This is a genomic window from Streptosporangium sp. NPDC020145 (genome assembly GCF_040631275.1).
Taxonomy (GTDB): domain Bacteria; phylum Actinomycetota; class Actinomycetes; order Streptosporangiales; family Streptosporangiaceae; genus Streptosporangium.
The window spans coordinates 196174-214765 of sequence record NZ_JBEXZT010000004.1 but is presented as its reverse complement, the minus strand read 5'-3'; the positions used below and the strand labels follow the sequence as shown (position 1 = coordinate 214765).

The window sequence follows — 18592 nt, the reverse complement described above, 5'->3', positions numbered from 1 at the left end:
TTTCACCGGGAGAGACACTCCTGGGCCGCGGCCAGGCCCCGCTCCCACGGCCACCTGCGGATCGGCGGGGGAAGTACACACGGCTGCTCGGACTGGGCCACGTTGACGTCGCGGCTGGCGGCGAGCATCGGTTCGATGTTGTCCTTGTAGGCGTCCTCCCAGCCGTGGTTCTGCGGGTCGGCGTAGGACCGGTAGAGGGCGAGGTTGACCAGGTCGCGCAGCGCGGCGTTCGGGCCCGCGTTGACCGCCCACATCTCGGTCTTCTCCAGCGCGATGTCGTGGTGGACCAGCTCTCCGGCCGACTCCTTGACGAACCCCGCCAGGATGGCCGCGTCGGTCGTCACCGCGTCGTACTCCCCGTTCTTCAGTCCCTCGATGCAGTCGCTGATCCGGTTCTTCGCGGTGACGTCCGCCCTGGTCGCCCGCTCCAGTTCGACCTCCGAGGTCGAGGTGCCGAGCGTGCAGACCTTCTTGCCCCTCAACTGCCCCAGCGAGGTGACCTTCCCCTCGTAGTCGGACCTGGTCACCACGGACTGCTCGGTGTAGAGGTAGGGGGTGGAGAAGCCGACTGAGGGGTCCCTCTGCCGCTCGGGCGTCACGCTGAAGGTGGCGACCACGAGGTCGACCCTGACGAACAGGCCGTCCTTGTCACGGGCCTGCATACGGGCCCTGTCCTCGGTCTCGATGGCCATGAAGGCGACCCTGTCCTTCGGATAGCCCAGATCCGCGGCGATCATGTACGCGATGTCGATGTCGAAGCCCCTGAAGACGCGTGCGCCGCTCCTGTCCTGCAGCGCGATGCCCGGGGTGTCGTCCTTGACGCCGATCCGCAGAGTCTCCTTGCCGAACAGGCCCGCCTTCTCCCGCAGCTCGGCCTCCGTCGGCGGTCCGTTGACCCACAGGACCGAGGCGCCGACCACGACGGCCGCCAGGACCAGCGCGATCCAGGCGGTCAGCCGGAAGCGCCGCACCCTGCGCCCTCTGCCCGTCGAGCCGCCGAGCTCCGGCGGGACGGGCTGGGGAACGTAGCGCTCCGTGGCGGGGGGCGGTTCCTCGAACGGCTCGGGCGTCCCGGGCGGTTCGGGCTCCGCCGGCCGTTCCGGCTCGGGCCGATCGGGCTCGGGCTCGGGTGGCTCCTGCCCCCGCGCGGGTTTCTCGGTCACTGCGCCCTTGACCTCCTCTTTACCCCGAAGGCTACGCCGGGGTTCCCGGATTCAGGAGGGCCTTCACCAAGACGAGATCGAACGGAGTACCGGGAAAACACCGGCGAAAACCTCCGGCAATGCCCCCCGGTTTCAGGAAGGCCCGCCGACCGGTCAGGATCGCCGAATCAGTGGTCCCGAAAAAACACCACAAGACCAGGTCATCGGCCGTGGAAAACCCTTTTGGGCTCTCCCGGCCGCCCTTTCGCCCGCAGGCGTTTCCGACGGCGTCCGGCGTACGGCGAAACCCGGGAGAGGGCCGGGAAAACCGGCCGTACTCCGAACCGTGAGGGAGACGCTCAGTCGTAGAAGCCGAGACGGCGCAGCTGTTTGGGGTCGCGCTGCCAGTCCTTGGCGACACTGATGCGCAGGTCGAGGTAGACCCGGCTGCCGAGCAGCGCCTCGATCTGCTTACGGGCCCGGCTGCCGACCTCCTTCAGGCGCGTCCCCTTGTGGCCGATCACGATGGCCTTCTGCGACGGGCGCTCGACGAACATGTGCGCGTAGATGTCGAGCAGGTCGTCACGGCCCTCACGGGGCAGCATCTCGTCGACGACGACCGCGATCGAGTGCGGCAGCTCGTCCCTGACCCCCTCAAGCGCGGCCTCCCGGATCAGCTCGCCCACGAGCACCTGCTCCGGCTCGTCGGTGAGCTGTCCCCCCTCGTACAGCGGCGGGCTCTCGGGAAGCCGGTCGATCAGCACGTCCGCGACCACGTCCAGCTGCTCGCCCGACGCCGCGGAGACCGGGACGATCTCCGCGAACTCGGCGAGCTGGGAGACCGCGAGCAGCTGGGCGGCGATCTGCTCGCGGGTGGCCAGGTCGCACTTGGTCACCACGGCGACGACCGGGGTCTTCCTGACGGCGGCGAGCTTCTCGGCGATGAACCGGTCTCCCTTGCCGACGGGCTCGTTGGCGGGCACGCAGAAGCCGATCACGTCGACCTCGGTGAGGGTGGACAGCACCAGGCTGTCCAGCCGCTCGCCCAGCAGCGTCCTGGGCCGGTGCAGGCCGGGGGTGTCCACGATGACGAGCTGGGCGTCGGGCCGGTGCACGATGCCCCTGATGGCCCTGCGAGTGGTCTGCGGCTTGGAGGAGGTGATCGCCACCTTCGTGCCGACCAACGCGTTCATCAGCGTGGATTTGCCGACATTGGGCCTGCCGACGAAGCAGGCGAAACCGGCACGGAAATCAGCAGCTGAGGAACTCACGCCAACCATTGTCCCCGATGGAACGGTCAGCTCTGACGCAACGTTCCGTCGGGACCGGCGACCAGGAGTCGTTCCCCGCCCAGATCGCGGACCACGAGCACGTCCGCCTCCGCCGGGCCGTCCGCCGCCGTGACCAGAGCCGCCGCCTCCAGGGCCTCGGCCCCGCTGGAGACGGCCATCGCCACGGCCACCTGGAGCGCCGACAACCGCAGTGACGGCAGCGCCACGTTGGTCGCCGAGTAGGTCCGTCCCGTCTCGTCGCGTACGGCCGCCCCCTCGGCCGCGCCGTTACGGGCGCGGATGGAGCGGGCCAGCACGATGATCTTGTTGTCCTCTGGGTCGAGGGTCGTGTCACTCACGGCACAAGGGTATTCAGCCCCGGGAGGCGAGGCACGACCGGCCCGCGCGCCCGGCGGGACCGTTCACGAGGCCGCGCCGCCGACGAGCGACCGGGTGAGCCGCCCGGTACGGCCCGCGTCGACGCCCGCGACGCCGGTGTGCACCAGGGAGACCAGGGTGTTTCCCGTGAGGGCGAAGACGACGTGCATCTCGTAGGGGTAGCCGTTGAGCCTGCCCCGCAGCCGCCTGGCCTGGACCTCGGCCCCGGTGTCGCCCAGCCGCAACCGGGAGACCCGGAGCACGGTTCCTCTGCCCGCCAGGGAGTTCCTGGCCACCCGGCAGCCGTCCAGTGCCCGGGTCAGCTCCGCGAAGCGCAGTTCGGCGCCCTGCCCGGCGTAGGAGGCCATGCTGACCCCCGCCAGCTCGCCCAGCCTGTCGCCCGGGTAGGTCGCGGCCACCCGTGCCCCGCCGGGACCGGCTCCTGCGCCTGCTGCCGTGTCGAGCAGGAGTCTGCAGTCCTGGTTGACCGCCCTGAACGGTGGCACCCACCCGTCGCGTGGCCTGGCGGAGAAGCCGTCGGGAAGGTGCGACGCTCCTTCCCGCAGCAGTCCCCGCAGCCTTGTGAGCTCGGCCCGGGAGTCGCCCCCCGCTGAGGCGTCCCGCGCCGCCCCGCCACCGCACGCGGCCGCCCCCACGGCCAGCGCTCCGCAGATAGTGACCGCAATAACAACCTGAATCCCCCGCGTCATGACTCATCCCCCGATGTCACATGCGAGATGTCTTGTCCCCGCCGATCCGCTTTCTTCCCTGTCACCAAAAGCGGCAATCGCCAAGAAACGCCTAAGGGTGCTCTCAACCACCCCATGCGGTTGAGAACACCCTTCAGCGAGCGACGAGAGACTGTCTGCCGGAGCCTCTCGTGCCTTTCCCCCGTGTTTTTCGTCCCGGCCCCGCGAACCCCTCACGGTGCCGGCCCCCATCGGCTCCGCGTGAGCGGCGCCGTGAGAACACAGTGCCCGGCCCCGGTTGCAGGACGCTTGCGGCCCGCTTGAAAGCCGCTTTCCGCGGGGTCAGTCGTGTCCCGCCGAGGCCTCCACGGAGTCGGGCTCGGCGGGGGCGACCCGCCGGACGAGGACCGTGCCGATCCGGTTGCGACGGCCCGCGAGGCTCTCGGCCGTCAGGCTGAGCCCCTCGACCACGGCCTCCGAGCCCGCGATCGGCACCCGGCCGAGGGCGTGCGCCAGCAGGCCGCCCACGGTCTCGACGTCGTCCACCTCAAGTTCGACGTCGAACAGGTCGGCCAGGTCACCCACGGGCAGCCGGGCGGTCACCCGCACGGAGCCGTCGTCCAGTGACTCGATCCTGGGCGCCTCCTGGTCGTACTCGTCGGTTATCTCGCCGACGATCTCCTCCAGGATGTCCTCGATGGTGACCAGACCGGCCGTCCCGCCGTACTCGTCGATGACGATGGCCTGGTGGATCTGGCGGGCCTGCATCTCGCGCAGGAGCTCGTCGATCGGCTTGCTCTCCGGCACGTAGGAGGCCTGGCGCATGATCGTGTCGATCTGCTCCGAGCGGCTCTGCTCCCCGGTCTCCTGCAGGCGGCGCACGACGTCCTTGAGGTAGGCGATCCCGATGACGTCGTCCTCGTTCTCCCCGACGACGGGGATGCGGGAGAAACCGCTGCGCAGGGCGAGCGAAAGCGCCTGGTTCAGGGTCTTGGCGCGCTCGATGAAGACCATGTCGGTACGGGGCACCATGACCTCGCGCACCAGGGTGTCGCCGAGCTCGAAGACCGAGTGGATCATCTCCCGCTCGTCCGGCTCGATGACCCTGCGCTCCTCGGCCAGGTCGACCAGGTCGCGCAGCTCGGCCTCTGAGGTGAACGGCCCCTCCCTGAAGCCCTTGCCGGGCGTCACGGCGTTGCCGATCAGGATGAGCAGCTTGGGCAGGGGACCGAAGATCCTGGTCAGGCCGTACACGAGAGGGGCGCTGGCCAGGGCGATCGGTTCGGCGTGCTGACGGCCGAGGGTGCGCGGGGAGACCCCGACGATCACGTAGCTGATCACGATCATGACGGCCGCCGCGGCGGCGTACGCCCCGCCCTCGTCGCCGAGCAGATCGATGAAGAGCAGCGTGGCGATCACCGTGGCGACCAGTTCGCAGCTCAGGCGCAGCAGGAGCAGCAGGTTGAGGTAGCGCGGCGGGTCGGCGACGATCGCCTGCAGGCGCTTCGCGCCCCGGCGGCCCTCACGCACGAACTCCTCGGCCCGCACCCGCGAGATGCGGGTGAGAGCCGTCTCCGCACTGGCGATCAGGCCGCCGACCACGACGAGGACGACGGCCGAGAGCAACCACCCGTTGGCGAAGTTCACCGCTGGGGGCGCACCTTCCGCCACGATTCGAGAAGCTCGCCCTGCAGGCCGAACATCTCCTTGTGCTCCTCGGGCTCGGCGTGGTCGTAGCCGAGCAGGTGGAGGATGCCGTGCGTGCACAGCAGCTCAAGCTCGGCCTCCGTGCTGTGCCCCGCCTCGGCGGCCTGCTTGGCCGCCACCTGCGGGCACAGCACCACATCGCCCAAGAGCGCCGGGTCGGCCGGGGCGTCGCCCTCCTGACGGGCGCCGCTGCCGGGACCGGGACGCAGCTCGTCCATCGGGAAGGCGAGCACGTCCGTCGGCCCGGGCTCGCCCATCCACTGCTCGTGCAGCACCGACATGGCCTCCTCGTCCACGACGAGGATGGACAGCTCGGCGAGCGGGTTGATGTCCATCCGCTCCAGCACGTGCCCGGCCAGCGAGACGATGAGCCCCTCGTCGATCTCGACACCGGACTCGTTGTTGACCTCGATGCTCATCGGTCGCTCACCGTTCTTCCCCTGGGACGCTTCACCACGCCCTTGATCGGCTGCGGCTCGTCACGTCGCAGCTCGTCGTAACGCCCGTAGGCGTCGACGATGTCGCTGACCAGCCTGTGCCGTACGACGTCGGAGCTGGTCAGACGGCTGAAGTGGATGTCGGGGATGCCGTCGAGGATCTCCTGGACCACCTTCAGGCCGCTCTGCGTGCCGCCGGGCAGGTCGACCTGGGTGACGTCACCCGTGACGACGATCTTCGAGTTGAACCCCAGACGCGTCAGGAACATCTTCATCTGCTCGGGCGAGGTGTTCTGCGCCTCGTCGAGGATGATGAAGGCGTCGTTGAGCGTACGGCCGCGCATGTAGGCCAGCGGGGCGACCTCGATCGTGCCCGCGGCCATCAGCCGGGGGATCGAGTCGGGGTCGACCATGTCGTGCAGCGCGTCGTAGAGCGGGCGCAGGTAGGGGTCGATCTTCTCGTAGAGCGTGCCGGGCAGGAAGCCGAGCCGTTCGCCCGCCTCGACCGCCGGACGGGTGAGGATGATCCGGTTGACCTTCTTCTCCTGCAGCGCCCTGACCGCCTTGGCCATCGCCAGGTAGGTCTTGCCGGTGCCGGCGGGGCCGATGCCGAAGACGATGGTGTGCCGGTCGATCGCGTCGACGTAGCGCTTCTGGTTCACCGTCTTGGGACGGATCGTCCGGCCCCGCGAGGAGATGATGTCGAGGGAGAGCACCTCCGCCGGGCGGTCCGAGCTCATGCGCAGCATCGCGATGCTGCGCTCGACCGCGTCGGGTGTGAGTTCCGCGCCCCCTCGGACGAGTTCGGCCAGCTCCTCGAACAGGCGCACCACGACGCTGCTCTCCTCGGGGCTGCCGGTGATGGTGATCTCGTTGCCCCGGACGTGGATGTCGGCGCGGAAGGCGCCCTCGACGACCCGCAGCAGCTCGTCACGCGAGCCCAGCAGGCTCACCATCGAATGGTCGTCCGGAATCACCACCTTTGCCTGGGTCCTACTGGGGCCCTTGGCCTTGGGCTGGGACGTTCTGCTGGAATCGTTTGTCTCGGACATAGGCGGGCCTTTCGGCCTGTTCGCCTCCAGATATCGGGTTCAGACTTCCCCGCCATCGTATCCGTGTTCGACCCGATCGCGCTTTCCCGTTTTCACCCGGGCGGCCAGGTCAGGCCGCGTCCGCCGAGCACGTGCCCGTGTACGTGGAAAACGGTCTGTCCCGCCCCGGGACCGGTGTTGAACACGATGCGGTATCCGGGCTCCGCGACCCCCTCCTGCTCGGCCACCGTGTGCGCCGTCCTGAGCACCTCGTCGGCGAGCCCGTGGTCGGCCGCGGCCAGCGCCGCCGCGTCCTGGTAGTGGTCCTTGGGAACCACCAGGACATGGGTCGGCGCCTGGGGGTTGACGTCTCTGAAGGCCAGGGTCCGCTCGGTCTCGTGGACGACGTCCGCGGGAATCTCCCCGGCCACGATCCTGCAGAACAGGCAGTCGGCTTCACTCACCATGCGGGCACCCTATCCCCCTGCCGTCCCGTGAAGCCCCTTCCCCACTCCCCGCGCCGTTGTCAATCGGTGATGGCACATCGTCAGCGAACAAAGATCCGCCCAGCTAAGGTAAGTGTGCAAAACTTCAACAACGACAGCCCATGCGATTAGCACGATGTGGCCGCCTGGCGAGGACACGACTGGGTCATGCCCCCTAATGAACCGGCAGAGCGTAAACCCTCTGGGAAGGCCGAGCGTCCCACTGATGTGACCACCGAGACCCTCGTGGCCGACAGGTCGCTGGGGGCGGTGCCCGTCGGTTGGGACGCCGACATGGCCGTGACCGCGCTCTACAGCGCGCACTATCGGTCTCTTGTGCGTCTCGCAGTTTTGCTCGTCCGCGACATGGCAACCGCGGAGGAAGTCGTGCAGGACGCGTTCGTCGCCATCCACGGCGCCTGGCGCCGCCTGCGTGACACCGACAAGGCACTCGCCTACCTGCGCCAATCGGTCGTCAACAGATCACGCTCCGTGCTGCGGCACCGGGCGGTCGTTGAGAAGTACGCCCCGAAGGGCCTGCCCGACGCGCCGAGCGCCGAGAACGGCGCCATCGGCGAACTGGAGAGGTCCGCCGTCATCGAGGCGCTTCGCGGCCTGCCCGCCCGGCAGCGGGAGGCCCTGGTCCTGCGGTACTACGGTGACCTGTCGGAAGCGCAGATCGCCCACGCGATGGGCATCAGCAAAGGCGCGGTCAAGAGTCACACGGCTCGCGGCATGGCCGCCCTACGAACCTCACTGGAGCAACTGTCATGACCGACTCCCCCGACGACGAGTACGGCGAGCTTCTCCGCCGTGCCCTGAGCGCGGAGGCGAACTCGGTCGTTCCCTCCCCGGACGGTCTGGAGATCATCCGCGCCCGCATAGAGCGACGCGGGCTCCGCGGGCTGATGTGGTGGCGCGCCGGAGCCTCCGTCGCCGGGGCCGTCCTCGTCGCGGCGGCGGTCGTGGTGGTCGTGCCGCAGTTCCGTCACGACACGAAGCAGGTCCACAGCAACGAGGTCAACTTCACCGTGCCGACGAGCCCGGAGATGTCCGCGACGTCGCGGCCTCCGCTGCGGACCGCCGGGCCGTCCCCCGCCCCGGCCAGGCCCGGCGTCACGCCTCCCGCGCCTCCGGTGGCCTCGAAGTCGGGGACGCCGAGCCCGAAGCCGTCGGCGAAACCGTCCAGGACTCCCAAGCCGTCACCGTCGCCGACCTGCGGGACGACCTCTCCCGGCACCACGGTCGAGCCCGAGGAGACGCAGAAGGGGTGTGGGGAGCCGACCGAGACCCCGGCCCCGCCGGAGCCCTCGGAGACGGGTGGCCCCTCCGAGGCTCCCTGCGCGGCCGGCGAGTGCCCTCAGGACCCCCAGCGGACCCCGGTGCAGACGGACTCCTCTCCCGCCCCCGCGGCCCGTCCCTGAGGCGTTCGCGCTCCGGCGAGCCCCGTCACCAGCGGCCGGTACGGGCCTGTAGCACTGCCGCGGCGGCGACGCCCGCCGTCGAGGTGCGCAGCACCGTGGGCCCGAGCAGCGCGGCCACCGCCCCCGCCTCACGGAAGGCGGCGATCTCCTCCTCGGTGACGCCGCCCTCGGGACCGACGACCACGACGACGTCTCCGATGTCGCCATCGTCCCCTGCGGGCAGGGGAAGGGTGGACAGCGGCGTGGCGGCCTCCTCGTGCAGCACGACGCCGAGCGCGGCCTCCGCCAGCAGGGCGGCGACCCGGGAGGTCGTCGCGGGTTCGGTCACCTCGGGCAGCAGGAAGCGCCGGGACTGCTTGCCCGCCTCCCGCGCGGTCGAGCGCCAGCGGGCCAGGGACTTGGCCGCGCGCTCGCCCTTCCACTGGGTGACGCACCTGGCGGCGGACCAGGGGACGATCACGTCGACCCCGGCCTCGGTCATCATCTCGACGGCCAGCTCTCCCCTGTCGCCCTTGGGCAGGCCCTGCACGACGACCAGGCGGGGGCGCGGCGGCACGACCTCGTAGCGGCGCAGCACCTCCACCCGGAGCGAGTCCTTGCCCGCGTCGAGCACGACGCACTCGGCGACCGCCCCCGCGCCGTCGGTGAGGTCGAGCCGCTCCCCCGCCCGCAGCCGCCGTACGGCAGCCGCGTGGCGGCCCTCGGGGCCGCCGAAGACGAACTCCCGCCGGGCCAGGTCACCCGGCTCCGCCAGGAAGACCGGAACCGTCATCGGCCCTCACAGGCCCCGCGGGCGCCCGCCGGATCAGCGGCCATTGAAGGCGTCCCGCAGGCGGGAGAAGAAGCCCTGCTGGCCGGGGGCGAACTTGCCGGGCGGGCGCTCCTCGCCGCGGAGCCTGGCCAGCTCGCGCAGGAGCTCCTCCTGAGCCTGGTCGAGACGGGCGGGAGTCTCGACGTTGACGTGGATCAGCAGGTCTCCCCTGCCGGTCTCGTTGAGGCGCTGGATGCCCTTGCCGTACAGCGGGATGGTCTGCCCGGACTGGGTGCCGGGGCGGACGTCCAGCTCCTCGGCGCCGTCGAGTGTCTCCAGCGTCAGGATCGTGCCGAGCGCGGCGGCGGTCATCGGGATCTGCACGGTGCAGTGCAGGTCGTCGCCGCGGCGCTCGAACGTCTCGTGGGGGCGCTCGACGATCTCCAGGAACAGGTCACCGGGCGGGCCGCCGCCGGGACCGATCTCGCCCTCGCCGGCGAGCTGGATGTGGGTGCCGTCCTCGACTCCCGCGGGGATGCGGACCTTGATGGTCCGCCGGGTGCGGACCCGGCCGTCGCCGGAGCACTCCTGGCAGGGGTTGCGGATGATCGAACCGAACCCGCCGCACTGCGGGCAGGGACGGGAGGTCATGACCTGGCCGAGGAAGGACCGGGTGACCTGGGAGACCTCGCCGCGCCCGTGGCAGACGTCACAGGTGTCGGGGTGGGTGCCCGCCGCCGCGCCGGAGCCGGTGCAGACCTCGCACAGGATCGCGGTGTCGACCACCAGCTCGCGGGTCGTGCCGAAGGCCGCCTCCCGCAGGTCGAGTTCGACCCTGATGGTGGCGTTGCGGCCCCTGCGGGCCCGCGAGCGGGGACCGCGCCCCGCGCCGCCGCCCGCCGCGCCGAAGAAGGCGTCCATGATGTCGCTGAAGGGGAAGCCGGCGCCGAAGCCTCCGGCGCCCGCGCCACCCGAGGAGAACGGGTCGGCGCCCATGTCGTACATCTGACGCTTGTTGGGGTCGGACAGCACCTCGTAGGCCTGGGTGATGTCCTTGAACCGCTCCTGGGTCTCAGGGTCGGGGTTCACATCGGGATGCAGCTCCCTGGCCAGGCGGCGGTAGGCCTTCTTGATCTCCTCCGCGCTGGCGTCGCGCCGCACCCCCAGGGTGCCGTAGTAGTCACTCTTAGTAGCCACTTAGTTGACCTCTTAGGATGCAGCCAGGATCTGGCTGACGTAGCGTGCCACCGCGCGCACCGCGCCCATCGTGACCGGGTAGTCCATACGTGTCGGACCCAGCACACCGAGCCGGGCCAGTTGCTTGCCACCCGAACCGTATCCGGCGGCGACGATGGATGTGCCCTGGAGACCCGTGTAAGGGTTCTCCGAGCCGATGCGCACCGTCAGCGCCGACAGGTCCGAGGTCTCACCGAGCAGGCGCATGAGCACCACCTGCTCCTCCAGGGCCTCCAGCACGTCGCGGAGCCCGACGGTGAAGTCGGCCCCCGCGAGATTGGCGGCCCCGGCGAAAACGATCTTCTCATCATGCCGGTCCACAAGGGACTCAAGCAGGACCGAAAGGATGGTGGCCGCGACGGGCCTGTCCTCGGCGGGCAGCCGTTCTGGCAGGTCGGCGACCATGTCGGGAACACTGGCCAGCCCGCAGCCGTCCAGGCAGGCGTTGAGCACCGCGCGCAGGTGCGCCACGCGGTTGTCGTCGATGACCTCCTGCAGCTCCACCACGCGCTGCTCGACCCGCCCGGTGTTGGTGATGAGCACGAACATCAGGCGGTGCTCGTTCAGCGGGACCAGCTCGACGTGGCGGACCTTGGAGTTGGAGATCGTGGGGTACTGGACCACGGCGACCTGACGGGTCAGCTGGGCCAGCAGCCGTACCGTGCGCATCACGACGTCGTCGAGGTCGACGGCGCCCGCGAGGAAGCTCTCGATGGCCCTCCTCTCCGCGCCGGACAGCGGCTTCACCTGGGAGAGGCGGTCGACGAACAGCCGGTAGCCCTTGTCCGTCGGCACCCGGCCCGCGCTGGTGTGGGGCTGGGCGATGTAGCCCTGCTCCTCCAGCACCGCCATGTCGTTGCGGATGGTCGCGGGGGACACACCCAGGTTGTGACGCTCCGCGAGAGCCTTCGAGCCGACCGGCTCATTGGTGGACACGTAGTCCTCGACGATGGCGCGTAGGACCGCCAGCTTGCGGTCGTCAACCAACGTGCTCACCTCCTACCTGCGCTCGGACGGGAAACGCCAGGTCTGGCACTCGGTGTTCCCGAGTGCCAAGTGTACGGCTCCAGCCCGGGGGGTGCGATAACACGGCACCAGGATGGGCGGGAGCGGGTCCTGGAGCAAGCCATTGTCAAGTCAGCTGCTATCGCTATCCAAGTGGTAAGGGCCACAATTAGGTATATGTCCAATGATTTCGGATCCCCTTCGGGTTACGGCACCCCCCAGCAGCCGTACGGCCAGCCCCACCAGCAGCAACAGCAGTACCAGCAGGGCGGCCCCTCCTTCGGCTACCCGCCCCCGGGATACGGCGCCCCCCAGGGCCCGCCGCCGAAGGTGAAGCCCAGCGTCGGCTGGATCGTCGGCGTGTGGCTGCTCTTCGTGCTGAGCGTGATCATTGGCTTCGTCGGTTTCGCGGGCGGTCTCTTCAACGCGGTCACCGAAGCCGCCCCGACCTCCTCCTTCGGCCCCGACCAGAAGACGACCGTCAGCATCGACCCGGCGAACAAGCCCGCCATCTACGTCGCCGCGGCCAAGGGCACGAACTTCGAGTGCCAGATCGAGGGCGCCCCGGGAACCGTCAAGCTCCAGCGGCCGAGCTTCCAGCAGACCGTCACCGCCGACGGGCAGCTGTGGGAGCTCGCCCTGCGGATCGGGGTGGACAAGGCGGGCGACTACCCGATCACCTGCACCACCTCGGGCGGGGTCGACGCCAAGTTCGGCGTGGGCAAGGAGATCGTGGCCGACTCGGTGATCAGCGGCACGCTGATGCTGTTCGGCGTGCCGGGGATCGGGTTCCTGCTGGCCGTCATCGTGACGATCGTCGTGCTGGTCAAGCGCAGCGGCGCCCGCAAGCGCCAGGCCGCGGCCGCGGCGGCCCAGTGGGGACAGCCCGGAGCCTACGGCAGGTGAGGCCCGCTCTTTGCTACCGTCCCACGTGATCCCCTGCGAGAGGTGGCTGACGGCCGGTGATGTACGAGCGTGACGTGCTGGCGGGAAACTGGCGTCGTCCCCTCAAGGGGAGGATCCCCCAGGTCCCCGCCGAGCCCGACCTGGTCGTCGAGGACGCCGAGAGCGGCTTCTGCGGCGCCGTGGTCGCCTGCGACAAGGAGGCCGTCACCCTGGAGGACCGCTTCGGGCGGCGGCGCCTGTTCCCGCTCGACCCGGCCGCGTTCCTCCTCGAAGGCAGGACGGTGACCCTGGTACGGCCCGCCGCCGCGTCTCCGGGCTCCCGGGGACCCCAGGGGCCCCAGGGGCCACGGCGCAGCGCCTCCGGATCCATCGCGGTCGAGGGCCTGCGGGCCCGGGTCGCCAGGGAGAGCCGGATCTACGTGGAGGGCGTGCACGACGCCGCGCTGGTCGAGAAGGTCTGGGGACACGACCTGCGCGTCGAGGGCGTCGTGGTCGAGTACCTCGAGGGCGTCGACCACCTCCCCGAGATCGTCGCGGAGTTCGGGCCCGGCCCTGAGCGTCGTCTCGGTGTGCTCGTCGACCATCTGGTCGCCGGGTCCAAGGAGAGCCGGATAGCGGCCGAGGTCTCCTCGCCCCACGTGCTGGTCGCCGGGCACCCGTTCGTGGACGTCTGGCAGGCCGTCAAACCGTCGGCGCTGAGGATCGACGCCTGGCCCCGGGTGCCGCGCGGCCTGCCGTGGAAGGAGGGCGTCATCGCCGCCCTCGGATGGGGCGTCGATCCCGCGGAGGCCTGGCGCCGCATCCTCGGATCGGTCACCACCTACGCCGATCTCGAACCGGAGCTCCTCGGCCCGGTCGAGCGGCTGATCGACTTCGTGACCGACCCCGCCCAGGACGACTGACCCACCCCATCGAGGAGATGGCCATGAGCGACAATCCCGAGCGGTTCCCGCACGAGGAGCACCCCCGGCCTGGGTACGGAGCGTGGCCCGGCCCTCAGCCCGGCCCCCCTCCAGGCCCTCCCCCCGGGCCCTACCCCGGGCCTCCTCCCGGGCAGGGATACCAGGGGTACCCGCCCCAGGGCGGCTGGCCGTACGGTCACCAGGGGTACGGCGTGCCCGGTTACGGCGGTTACGGCGGGCAGGGCCCGCGTCCGGGCACCGACGACACGACCATGGCGATGCTCGCCCACCTGCTGGGCCTGCTGACCTCGTTCGTCGGTCCGCTGGTGCTCTACCTCGCCAAGCGGGACGAGGCCCCCTACGTGCGGGCCCAGGCGGCCGAGGCGCTGAACTTCCAGCTCACCCTGATGATCGCCTATCTGGTCTCCTGGGTGCTGGCCTTCGTGCTGATCGGCTTCCTGCTGATGCCGCTGGTCTGGATCGGCTCACTCATCCTGATGATCATCGCCGCCGTCGCGGCCAACCGCGGAGAGAGCTACCGTTACCCGCTGAACATCCGGTTCGTGAGCTGAGTCCCGTACCGGTCAGGTCAGGTCGCGCACCAGGGCGTCGGCCAGCAGGCGGCCCCGCAGCGTGAGCACCGCCCGCCCGGTCTTGAACGGCTCCACTTCGAGCAGGCCGTCCGCCAGGGCTCTGGCGACGACCCTCGGCCTGTCCAGCTCGCGAAGCGGGAAGCCCGCGGAGAGTCTCAGCTCCAGCATCAGGCGCTCGACCGCCCTGTCCTGCGAGGTGAGCACCTCGCGGGCGTACGCGGGCGAGGCACCGGAGGTCAGGCGCTGGGCGTAGGCCGCCGGATGCTTGACGTTCCACCACCGGGTGCCCCCGACGTGGCTGTGCGCTCCGGGACCGACCCCCCACCAGTCGCCGCCGGTCCAGTACAGCAGGTTGTGCCTGCAGCGCGCCGCCTCCGAGGTGGCCCAGTTGGACACCTCGTACCACTCGAACCCGGCCTCGGCGAGCATGCCGTCGGCGATGAGATAGCGGTCGGCGGCCACGTCGTCGTCCGGCATCGGCAGCTCGCCTCGCCGGATCCTGGCCGCGAGCCTGGTGCCGTCCTCCACGATCAGCGAGTAGGCCGACACATGATCGGGCCCCGCCTCGATCGCGGCGGCCAGTGAGGCCCGCCAGTCGTCGTCGCTCTCCCCCGGCGTGCTGTAGATCAGATCCAGGTTGACGTGCTCGAACCCCGCCGCACGGGCCTCCGCGACGGCCTGGGCCGGGCGGCCGGGGGTGTGCGCCCGTTCGAGGACCCGCAGCACGTGCTCGCGGGCGCTCTGCATGCCGAAGCTCATCCGGGTGAACCCGCCGTCGCGCAGCTCCTCAAGGTAGGCCGGGTCGACCGACTCGGGATTGGCCTCGGTGGTCACCTCGGCGCCCGGCGCGAGGCCGAACTCCTCCCCGATCACCTTCAGGATTGCGACCAGGTCGGCCGCGGGCAGCAGGGTGGGGGTGCCCCCGCCGAAGAAGACGGTCCGGACCGGCAGGTCGGCCTCGCCGAGGTTGGCGCGTGCTCGCCGTACCTCCCTGATCGCGGTGCGCGCGTAGTCCTCGCGGGAGGCGCCGGGGCCCAGCTCCGAGGCGGTGTAGGTGTTGAAGTCGCAGTAGCCGCACCGGGTCACGCAGAAGGGGACGTGGACGTAGAAGCCGAAGGGCCGCTCCCCCAGGCCGTGGAGCGCGCTCTCCGGCAGGTCACCCGAGGGGGGTACCGGATCGCCGTCGGGAAGTGTGGATGGCACGTGACCAAGTCTGCCGCCCCGGACGCGGTGCCCGGTACGCCGGATCCGGCCAGACCGTTGACGGGTAGATCGCCCAGGTCTACGATCCGGGAAAACTTAAAGGAAAGTTTCCTATAAGTTCCACCCCCCAAGGCCCCCCAGGCAACGTGGAGAAGCCCGTGCAGAGACTCCTCCGGAACACGCTCGCCGCGGCCCTGGCCGCCGGTCTCGCGGCCACCGCCGCCCCGGCGCCCGCCCAGGCCCAGACCAACACCGGCCACGGTGACCGCTTCAAGCGGGTCGCCTACTTCATCCAGTGGGGCGTCTACGGACGCAACTACCACGTCAAGGACATGGAGACCAGCGGCGCGGCGGCGAAACTGACCCACATCAACTACGCCTTCGGGTCCGTCAGCGCCGAGGGTACGTGCGTCTCCTCGGACGCCTGGGCCGACTGGCAGCGACCGGTACCCGCCGAGCAGAGCGTGGACGGCGTCGCCGACGCCCCAGGCCAGGCCCTGAACGGCAACCTGAACCAGCTCAAGAAGCTCAAGGCCAAGCACCCCGGCCTCAAGGCCCTGATCTCCCTCGGCGGCTGGAGCGGCTCGAAGTACTTCTCCGACGCCGTCCTCACCGAGGAGAGCCGCGCCAAGCTGGCCGCCTCCTGCATCGACCTGTGGCTTCGCGGCAACCTGCCCGACACCGCGGCCGGCACCGGGGCGGGCGTGTTCGACGGCATCGACCTCGACTGGGAGTGGCCCGGCAGCGAGGGCAACGAGGGCAACGTCGTCAGGCCCGAGGACAAGCACAACTTCACGTTGTTCACCACCGAGCTGCGCCGCCAGCTCAACCAGTACGACCGGCGCAGTGAGCTGACGGCCTTCCTGCCCGCGGGCGGACCGAAGATCGACGCGGGCTTCGAGGTCCGCGACGTCTTCAAGAACCTCACCTTCGCCACCATCCAGGGCTACGACCTGCGCGGCTCGTGGGACCCGATCACCGGTCACAACGGCAACCTGTTCACCGACCGGCGCGACCCCAACACGGTGAAGTACAGCGTCGAGCAGACCGTGCGCGACTACCTGAACCGCGGCGCCTCGGCGAAGAAGATCGTGGTCGGCATCCCGGCGTACGGCCAGGGCTGGACCGGTGTGACCGCGGGCGGCAACGGCCTGTTCAAGCCCGCGACCGGCCCCGCGCAGGGCACCTGGGCGGCGGGCACCGACGACTACAAGAACCTGGTCAAGAAGCCAGGAAAGCGCTACCGCGACGTGCTGACCGGCGCCAACTGGCTCTACGACGGCAACGAGTTCTGGTCCTACGACGACCCGGCCACGGTGCTCCAGAAGGCGGCCTACATCCGCCTGCGGGGCCTGGGCGGCTCGATGATGTGGTCCATCGACCAGGACGACGACAAGGCGTCCCTCACCTCGGCGCTCTACAAGGTCCTGCGCTGAGTCTCCCCTGAGACCGGGCGGGGCCGGCGATCCTGGGTCATCGGCCGCCCCGCCCGCACCACCCCGACGCCCCCGTCCGCGCTCCTCGCGGGCGGGGGCGTCGCATCTCACTTCTTCGGCTTGTCCGCCGAGGAGGACTCGGTGGACAGCGCGGCGACGAAGGCCTCCTGGGGGACCTCGACACGGCCGACCATCTTCATCCGCTTCTTGCCCTCCTTCTGCTTCTCCAGCAGCTTGCGCTTACGGGAGATGTCGCCGCCGTAGCACTTGGCGAGCACGTCCTTGCGGATGGCGCGGATGTTCTCCCTGGCGATGACCCGGGCGCCGATGGCGGCCTGGATCGGCACCTCGAACTGCTGCCTCGGGATGAGCTCGCGAAGCTTCTTGGCCATCTCGACGCCGTAGGAGTAGGCCTTGTCCTTGTGGACGATGGCGCTGAAGGCGTCGACCGCCTCGCCCTGGAGCAGGATGTCGACCTTGACCAGCTCGGACTCCTGCTCGCCGGAGGGCTCGTAGTCGAGCGAGGCGTAGCCGCGCGTGCGGGACTTGAGCTGGTCGAAGAAGTCGAAGATGATCTCGCCGAGCGGCATGGTGTAACGGATCTCGACCCGGTCCTCGGACAGGTAGTCCATGCCCTGCAGATTGCCTCTGCGGTTCTGGCACAGCTCCATGATGGCGCCGATGAACTCGGAGGGGACCAGCACGGTCGCCTTGACCATCGGCTCGAAGACCTTGTCCACCTTGCCCGTGGGGAACTCCGAGGGGTTGGTGACCGTGAACTCCTTGGCGTCCTCCATGATCACCCGGTAGATCACGTTGGGCGCGGTGGAGATGAGGGAGAGGTTGAACTCCCGCTCAAGGCGCTCCCTGACGATCTCCATGTGGAGCAGGCCGAGGAAGCCGCAGCGGAAGCCGAAGCCGAGCGCCGCCGAGGTCTCCGGCTCGTAGACCAGGGCCGCGTCGTTGAGCTGCAGCTTGTCCAGCGCCTCGCGGAGCTCGGGGTAGTCGTCGCCGTCGATCGGGTAGAGGCCGGAGAACACCATCGGCTTGGGGTGCTCGTAACCGCTGAGCGGCTTCGCGGCGGGCTGCGCGCCCGAGGTGACGGTGTCACCCACCCGCGACTGGCGCACGTCCTTCACGCCGGTGATCAGGTAGCCCACCTCACCGACGCCGAGGCCCTTGTCCGCGATCTTGGGCTCGGGGGAGATGACGCCGATCTCCAGGGTCTCGTGGGTGGCGCCGCTGGACATCATCAGGATGCGCTCACGCTTGCCCAGGTGGCCGTCCATGACCCGGACGTAGGTGACCACGCCGCGGTAGGTGTCGTAGACGGAGTCGAAGATCAGCGCGCGGGCGGGAGCGGCGGCCTCGCCGACCGGGGCGGGGACCCGCTCGACGACGTGGTCGAGCAGCTCCCTGACGCCGACGCCGGTCTTGCCGGACACCTTCAGGACGTCCTCGGGCTCACAGCCGATGAGGTGGGCGATCTCCGCGGCGTACTTCTCCGGCTGGGCGGCCGGGAGGTCGATCTTGTTGAGCACCGGGATGATCGTCATGTCGTTGTTCATGGCCAGGTAGAGGTTGGCCAGCGTCTGCGCCTCGATGCCCTGCGCGGCGTCGACCAGCAGGATCGCGCCCTCGCACGCCTGCAGGGAGCGGGAGACCTCGTAGGTGAAGTCGACGTGCCCGGGGGTGTCGATCATGTTGAGGACGTAGTCGGCGCCGTCGACCTGCCACGGCAGCCTGACCGCCTGCGACTTGATCGTGATGCCGCGCTCGCGCTCGATGTCCATCCGGTCGAGATACTGGGCGCGCATGGAGCGGTCGTCGACCACGCCGGTGATCTGCAACATGCGGTCGGCAAGCGTTGACTTGCCATGGTCGATGTGCGCGATGATGCAGAAGTTGCGGATCACCGCGGGATCGGTCTGGCCAGGCTGAATGCGCACCGGTGTCCGTTTCGACGGGATTGACGACGATCTACGGCTGGCATACC

General features: G+C 69.8%; 19 protein-coding genes. 6 read left to right on the top strand and 13 right to left on the bottom strand.

The genetic code is table 11. The features are described 5' to 3' along the window. Positions 1-2 precede the first annotated feature (2 nt). The 8 genes from ABZ463_RS09140 to ABZ463_RS09105 form a co-directional block, all read right to left on the bottom strand. The gene (locus ABZ463_RS09140) at positions 3-1163 is read right to left on the bottom strand and encodes a transporter substrate-binding domain-containing protein (protein WP_362774650.1); all 1161 of its coding nucleotides are present in this window, start codon (positions 1161-1163) and stop codon (positions 3-5) included. Positions 1164-1501: 338 nt separating this feature from the next. Then, on the bottom strand, positions 1502-2422 hold the full coding sequence (gene era / locus ABZ463_RS09135; RefSeq protein ID WP_352008608.1) for a GTPase Era: 921 nt from the start codon (positions 2420-2422) through the stop codon (positions 1502-1504). A gap of 17 nt (positions 2423-2439) precedes the next feature. Continuing rightward, a complete protein-coding gene (locus tag ABZ463_RS09130) occupies positions 2440-2772 on the bottom strand; it encodes a cytidine deaminase (protein WP_362774646.1) in 333 nt (110 codons plus the stop codon). 63 nt (positions 2773-2835) lie between these two features. Continuing rightward, the gene (locus tag ABZ463_RS09125; RefSeq protein ID WP_362774643.1) at positions 2836-3501 is read right to left on the bottom strand and encodes a hypothetical protein; all 666 of its coding nucleotides are present in this window, start codon (positions 3499-3501) and stop codon (positions 2836-2838) included. Between the two features lie 321 nt (positions 3502-3822). Beyond that, positions 3823-5127, bottom strand: a complete 1305-nt coding sequence (locus tag ABZ463_RS09120) for a hemolysin family protein (RefSeq protein WP_352008605.1) — start codon at positions 5125-5127, stop codon at positions 3823-3825. Beyond that, entirely contained in the window at positions 5124-5606 is a 483-nt protein-coding gene (ybeY, locus tag ABZ463_RS09115) for an rRNA maturation RNase YbeY (protein ID WP_352008604.1), read from the bottom strand. Before ybeY ends, ABZ463_RS09120 begins: the two co-directional genes overlap by 4 nt. Further along, positions 5603-6676: a PhoH family protein gene (locus tag ABZ463_RS09110; RefSeq protein WP_352008603.1), complete on the bottom strand. Its 1074-nt coding sequence runs from the start codon at positions 6674-6676 to the stop codon at positions 5603-5605. Before ABZ463_RS09110 ends, ybeY begins: the two co-directional genes overlap by 4 nt. Positions 6677-6768: 92 nt before the next feature. Continuing rightward, positions 6769-7119 (bottom strand): histidine triad nucleotide-binding protein, encoded by a 351-nt coding sequence (locus ABZ463_RS09105; protein ID WP_352009441.1) that lies wholly within the window; start codon positions 7117-7119, stop codon positions 6769-6771. 315 nt (positions 7120-7434) lie between these two features. Between ABZ463_RS09105 and ABZ463_RS09100 the strand changes: the two genes are divergently transcribed. Further along, positions 7435-7914, top strand: coding sequence for a SigE family RNA polymerase sigma factor (locus ABZ463_RS09100; RefSeq protein WP_184719763.1), 480 nt, complete (start codon positions 7435-7437; stop codon positions 7912-7914). Continuing rightward, positions 7911-8564, top strand: a complete 654-nt coding sequence (locus tag ABZ463_RS09095) for a hypothetical protein (protein ID WP_362774638.1) — start codon at positions 7911-7913, stop codon at positions 8562-8564. Before ABZ463_RS09100 ends, ABZ463_RS09095 begins: the two co-directional genes overlap by 4 nt. 25 nt (positions 8565-8589) lie before the next feature. Here the strand turns inward: ABZ463_RS09095 and ABZ463_RS09090 are convergent, their stop codons facing one another. From ABZ463_RS09090 to hrcA, 3 genes are read right to left on the bottom strand one after another with little or no spacing between them, the layout of a single operon-like run. Continuing rightward, entirely contained in the window at positions 8590-9336 is a 747-nt protein-coding gene (locus tag ABZ463_RS09090) for a 16S rRNA (uracil(1498)-N(3))-methyltransferase (RefSeq protein WP_362774635.1), read from the bottom strand. 33 nt (positions 9337-9369) lie between these two features. Then, entirely contained in the window at positions 9370-10512 is a 1143-nt protein-coding gene (gene dnaJ, locus ABZ463_RS09085; RefSeq protein WP_352008600.1) for a molecular chaperone DnaJ, read from the bottom strand. A 12-nt stretch (positions 10513-10524) separates the two neighbouring features. Next, a complete protein-coding gene (gene hrcA, locus ABZ463_RS09080; RefSeq protein WP_352009440.1) occupies positions 10525-11538 on the bottom strand; it encodes a heat-inducible transcriptional repressor HrcA in 1014 nt (337 codons plus the stop codon). A 195-nt stretch (positions 11539-11733) separates the two neighbouring features. On the opposite strand from hrcA, the gene ABZ463_RS09075 reads away from it, so the two are divergent. Genes ABZ463_RS09075 through ABZ463_RS09065 form a run of 3 tightly spaced genes read left to right on the top strand, consistent with a single transcriptional unit; the run spans position 11734 to position 13936 of the window. Beyond that, entirely contained in the window at positions 11734-12462 is a 729-nt protein-coding gene (locus tag ABZ463_RS09075; RefSeq protein WP_352008599.1) for a hypothetical protein, read from the top strand. A 59-nt stretch (positions 12463-12521) separates the two neighbouring features. Next, on the top strand, positions 12522-13364 hold the full coding sequence (locus ABZ463_RS09070) for a DUF3097 domain-containing protein (RefSeq protein WP_352009439.1): 843 nt from the start codon (positions 12522-12524) through the stop codon (positions 13362-13364). A 23-nt stretch (positions 13365-13387) separates the two neighbouring features. Beyond that, positions 13388-13936 carry a DUF4870 domain-containing protein gene (locus tag ABZ463_RS09065; RefSeq protein WP_352008598.1) on the top strand — a complete coding sequence of 183 codons (549 nt, stop codon included), beginning with the start codon at positions 13388-13390 and terminating at the stop codon, positions 13934-13936. 12 nt (positions 13937-13948) lie between these two features. On the opposite strand, the gene hemW is transcribed toward ABZ463_RS09065, so the two are convergent. After that, positions 13949-15160 carry a radical SAM family heme chaperone HemW gene (gene hemW / locus ABZ463_RS09060; RefSeq protein WP_362774630.1) on the bottom strand — a complete coding sequence of 404 codons (1212 nt, stop codon included), beginning with the start codon at positions 15158-15160 and terminating at the stop codon, positions 13949-13951. A 158-nt stretch (positions 15161-15318) separates the two neighbouring features. On the opposite strand from hemW, the gene ABZ463_RS09055 reads away from it, so the two are divergent. Beyond that, entirely contained in the window at positions 15319-16596 is a 1278-nt protein-coding gene (locus ABZ463_RS09055) for a glycoside hydrolase family 18 protein (RefSeq protein ID WP_352008596.1), read from the top strand. A 107-nt stretch (positions 16597-16703) separates the two neighbouring features. Here ABZ463_RS09055 and lepA read toward each other — a convergent pair whose 3' ends face one another. After that, on the bottom strand, positions 16704-18545 hold the full coding sequence (gene lepA / locus ABZ463_RS09050; RefSeq protein ID WP_352008595.1) for a translation elongation factor 4: 1842 nt from the start codon (positions 18543-18545) through the stop codon (positions 16704-16706). Between the last annotated feature and the right edge of the window lie 47 nt (positions 18546-18592).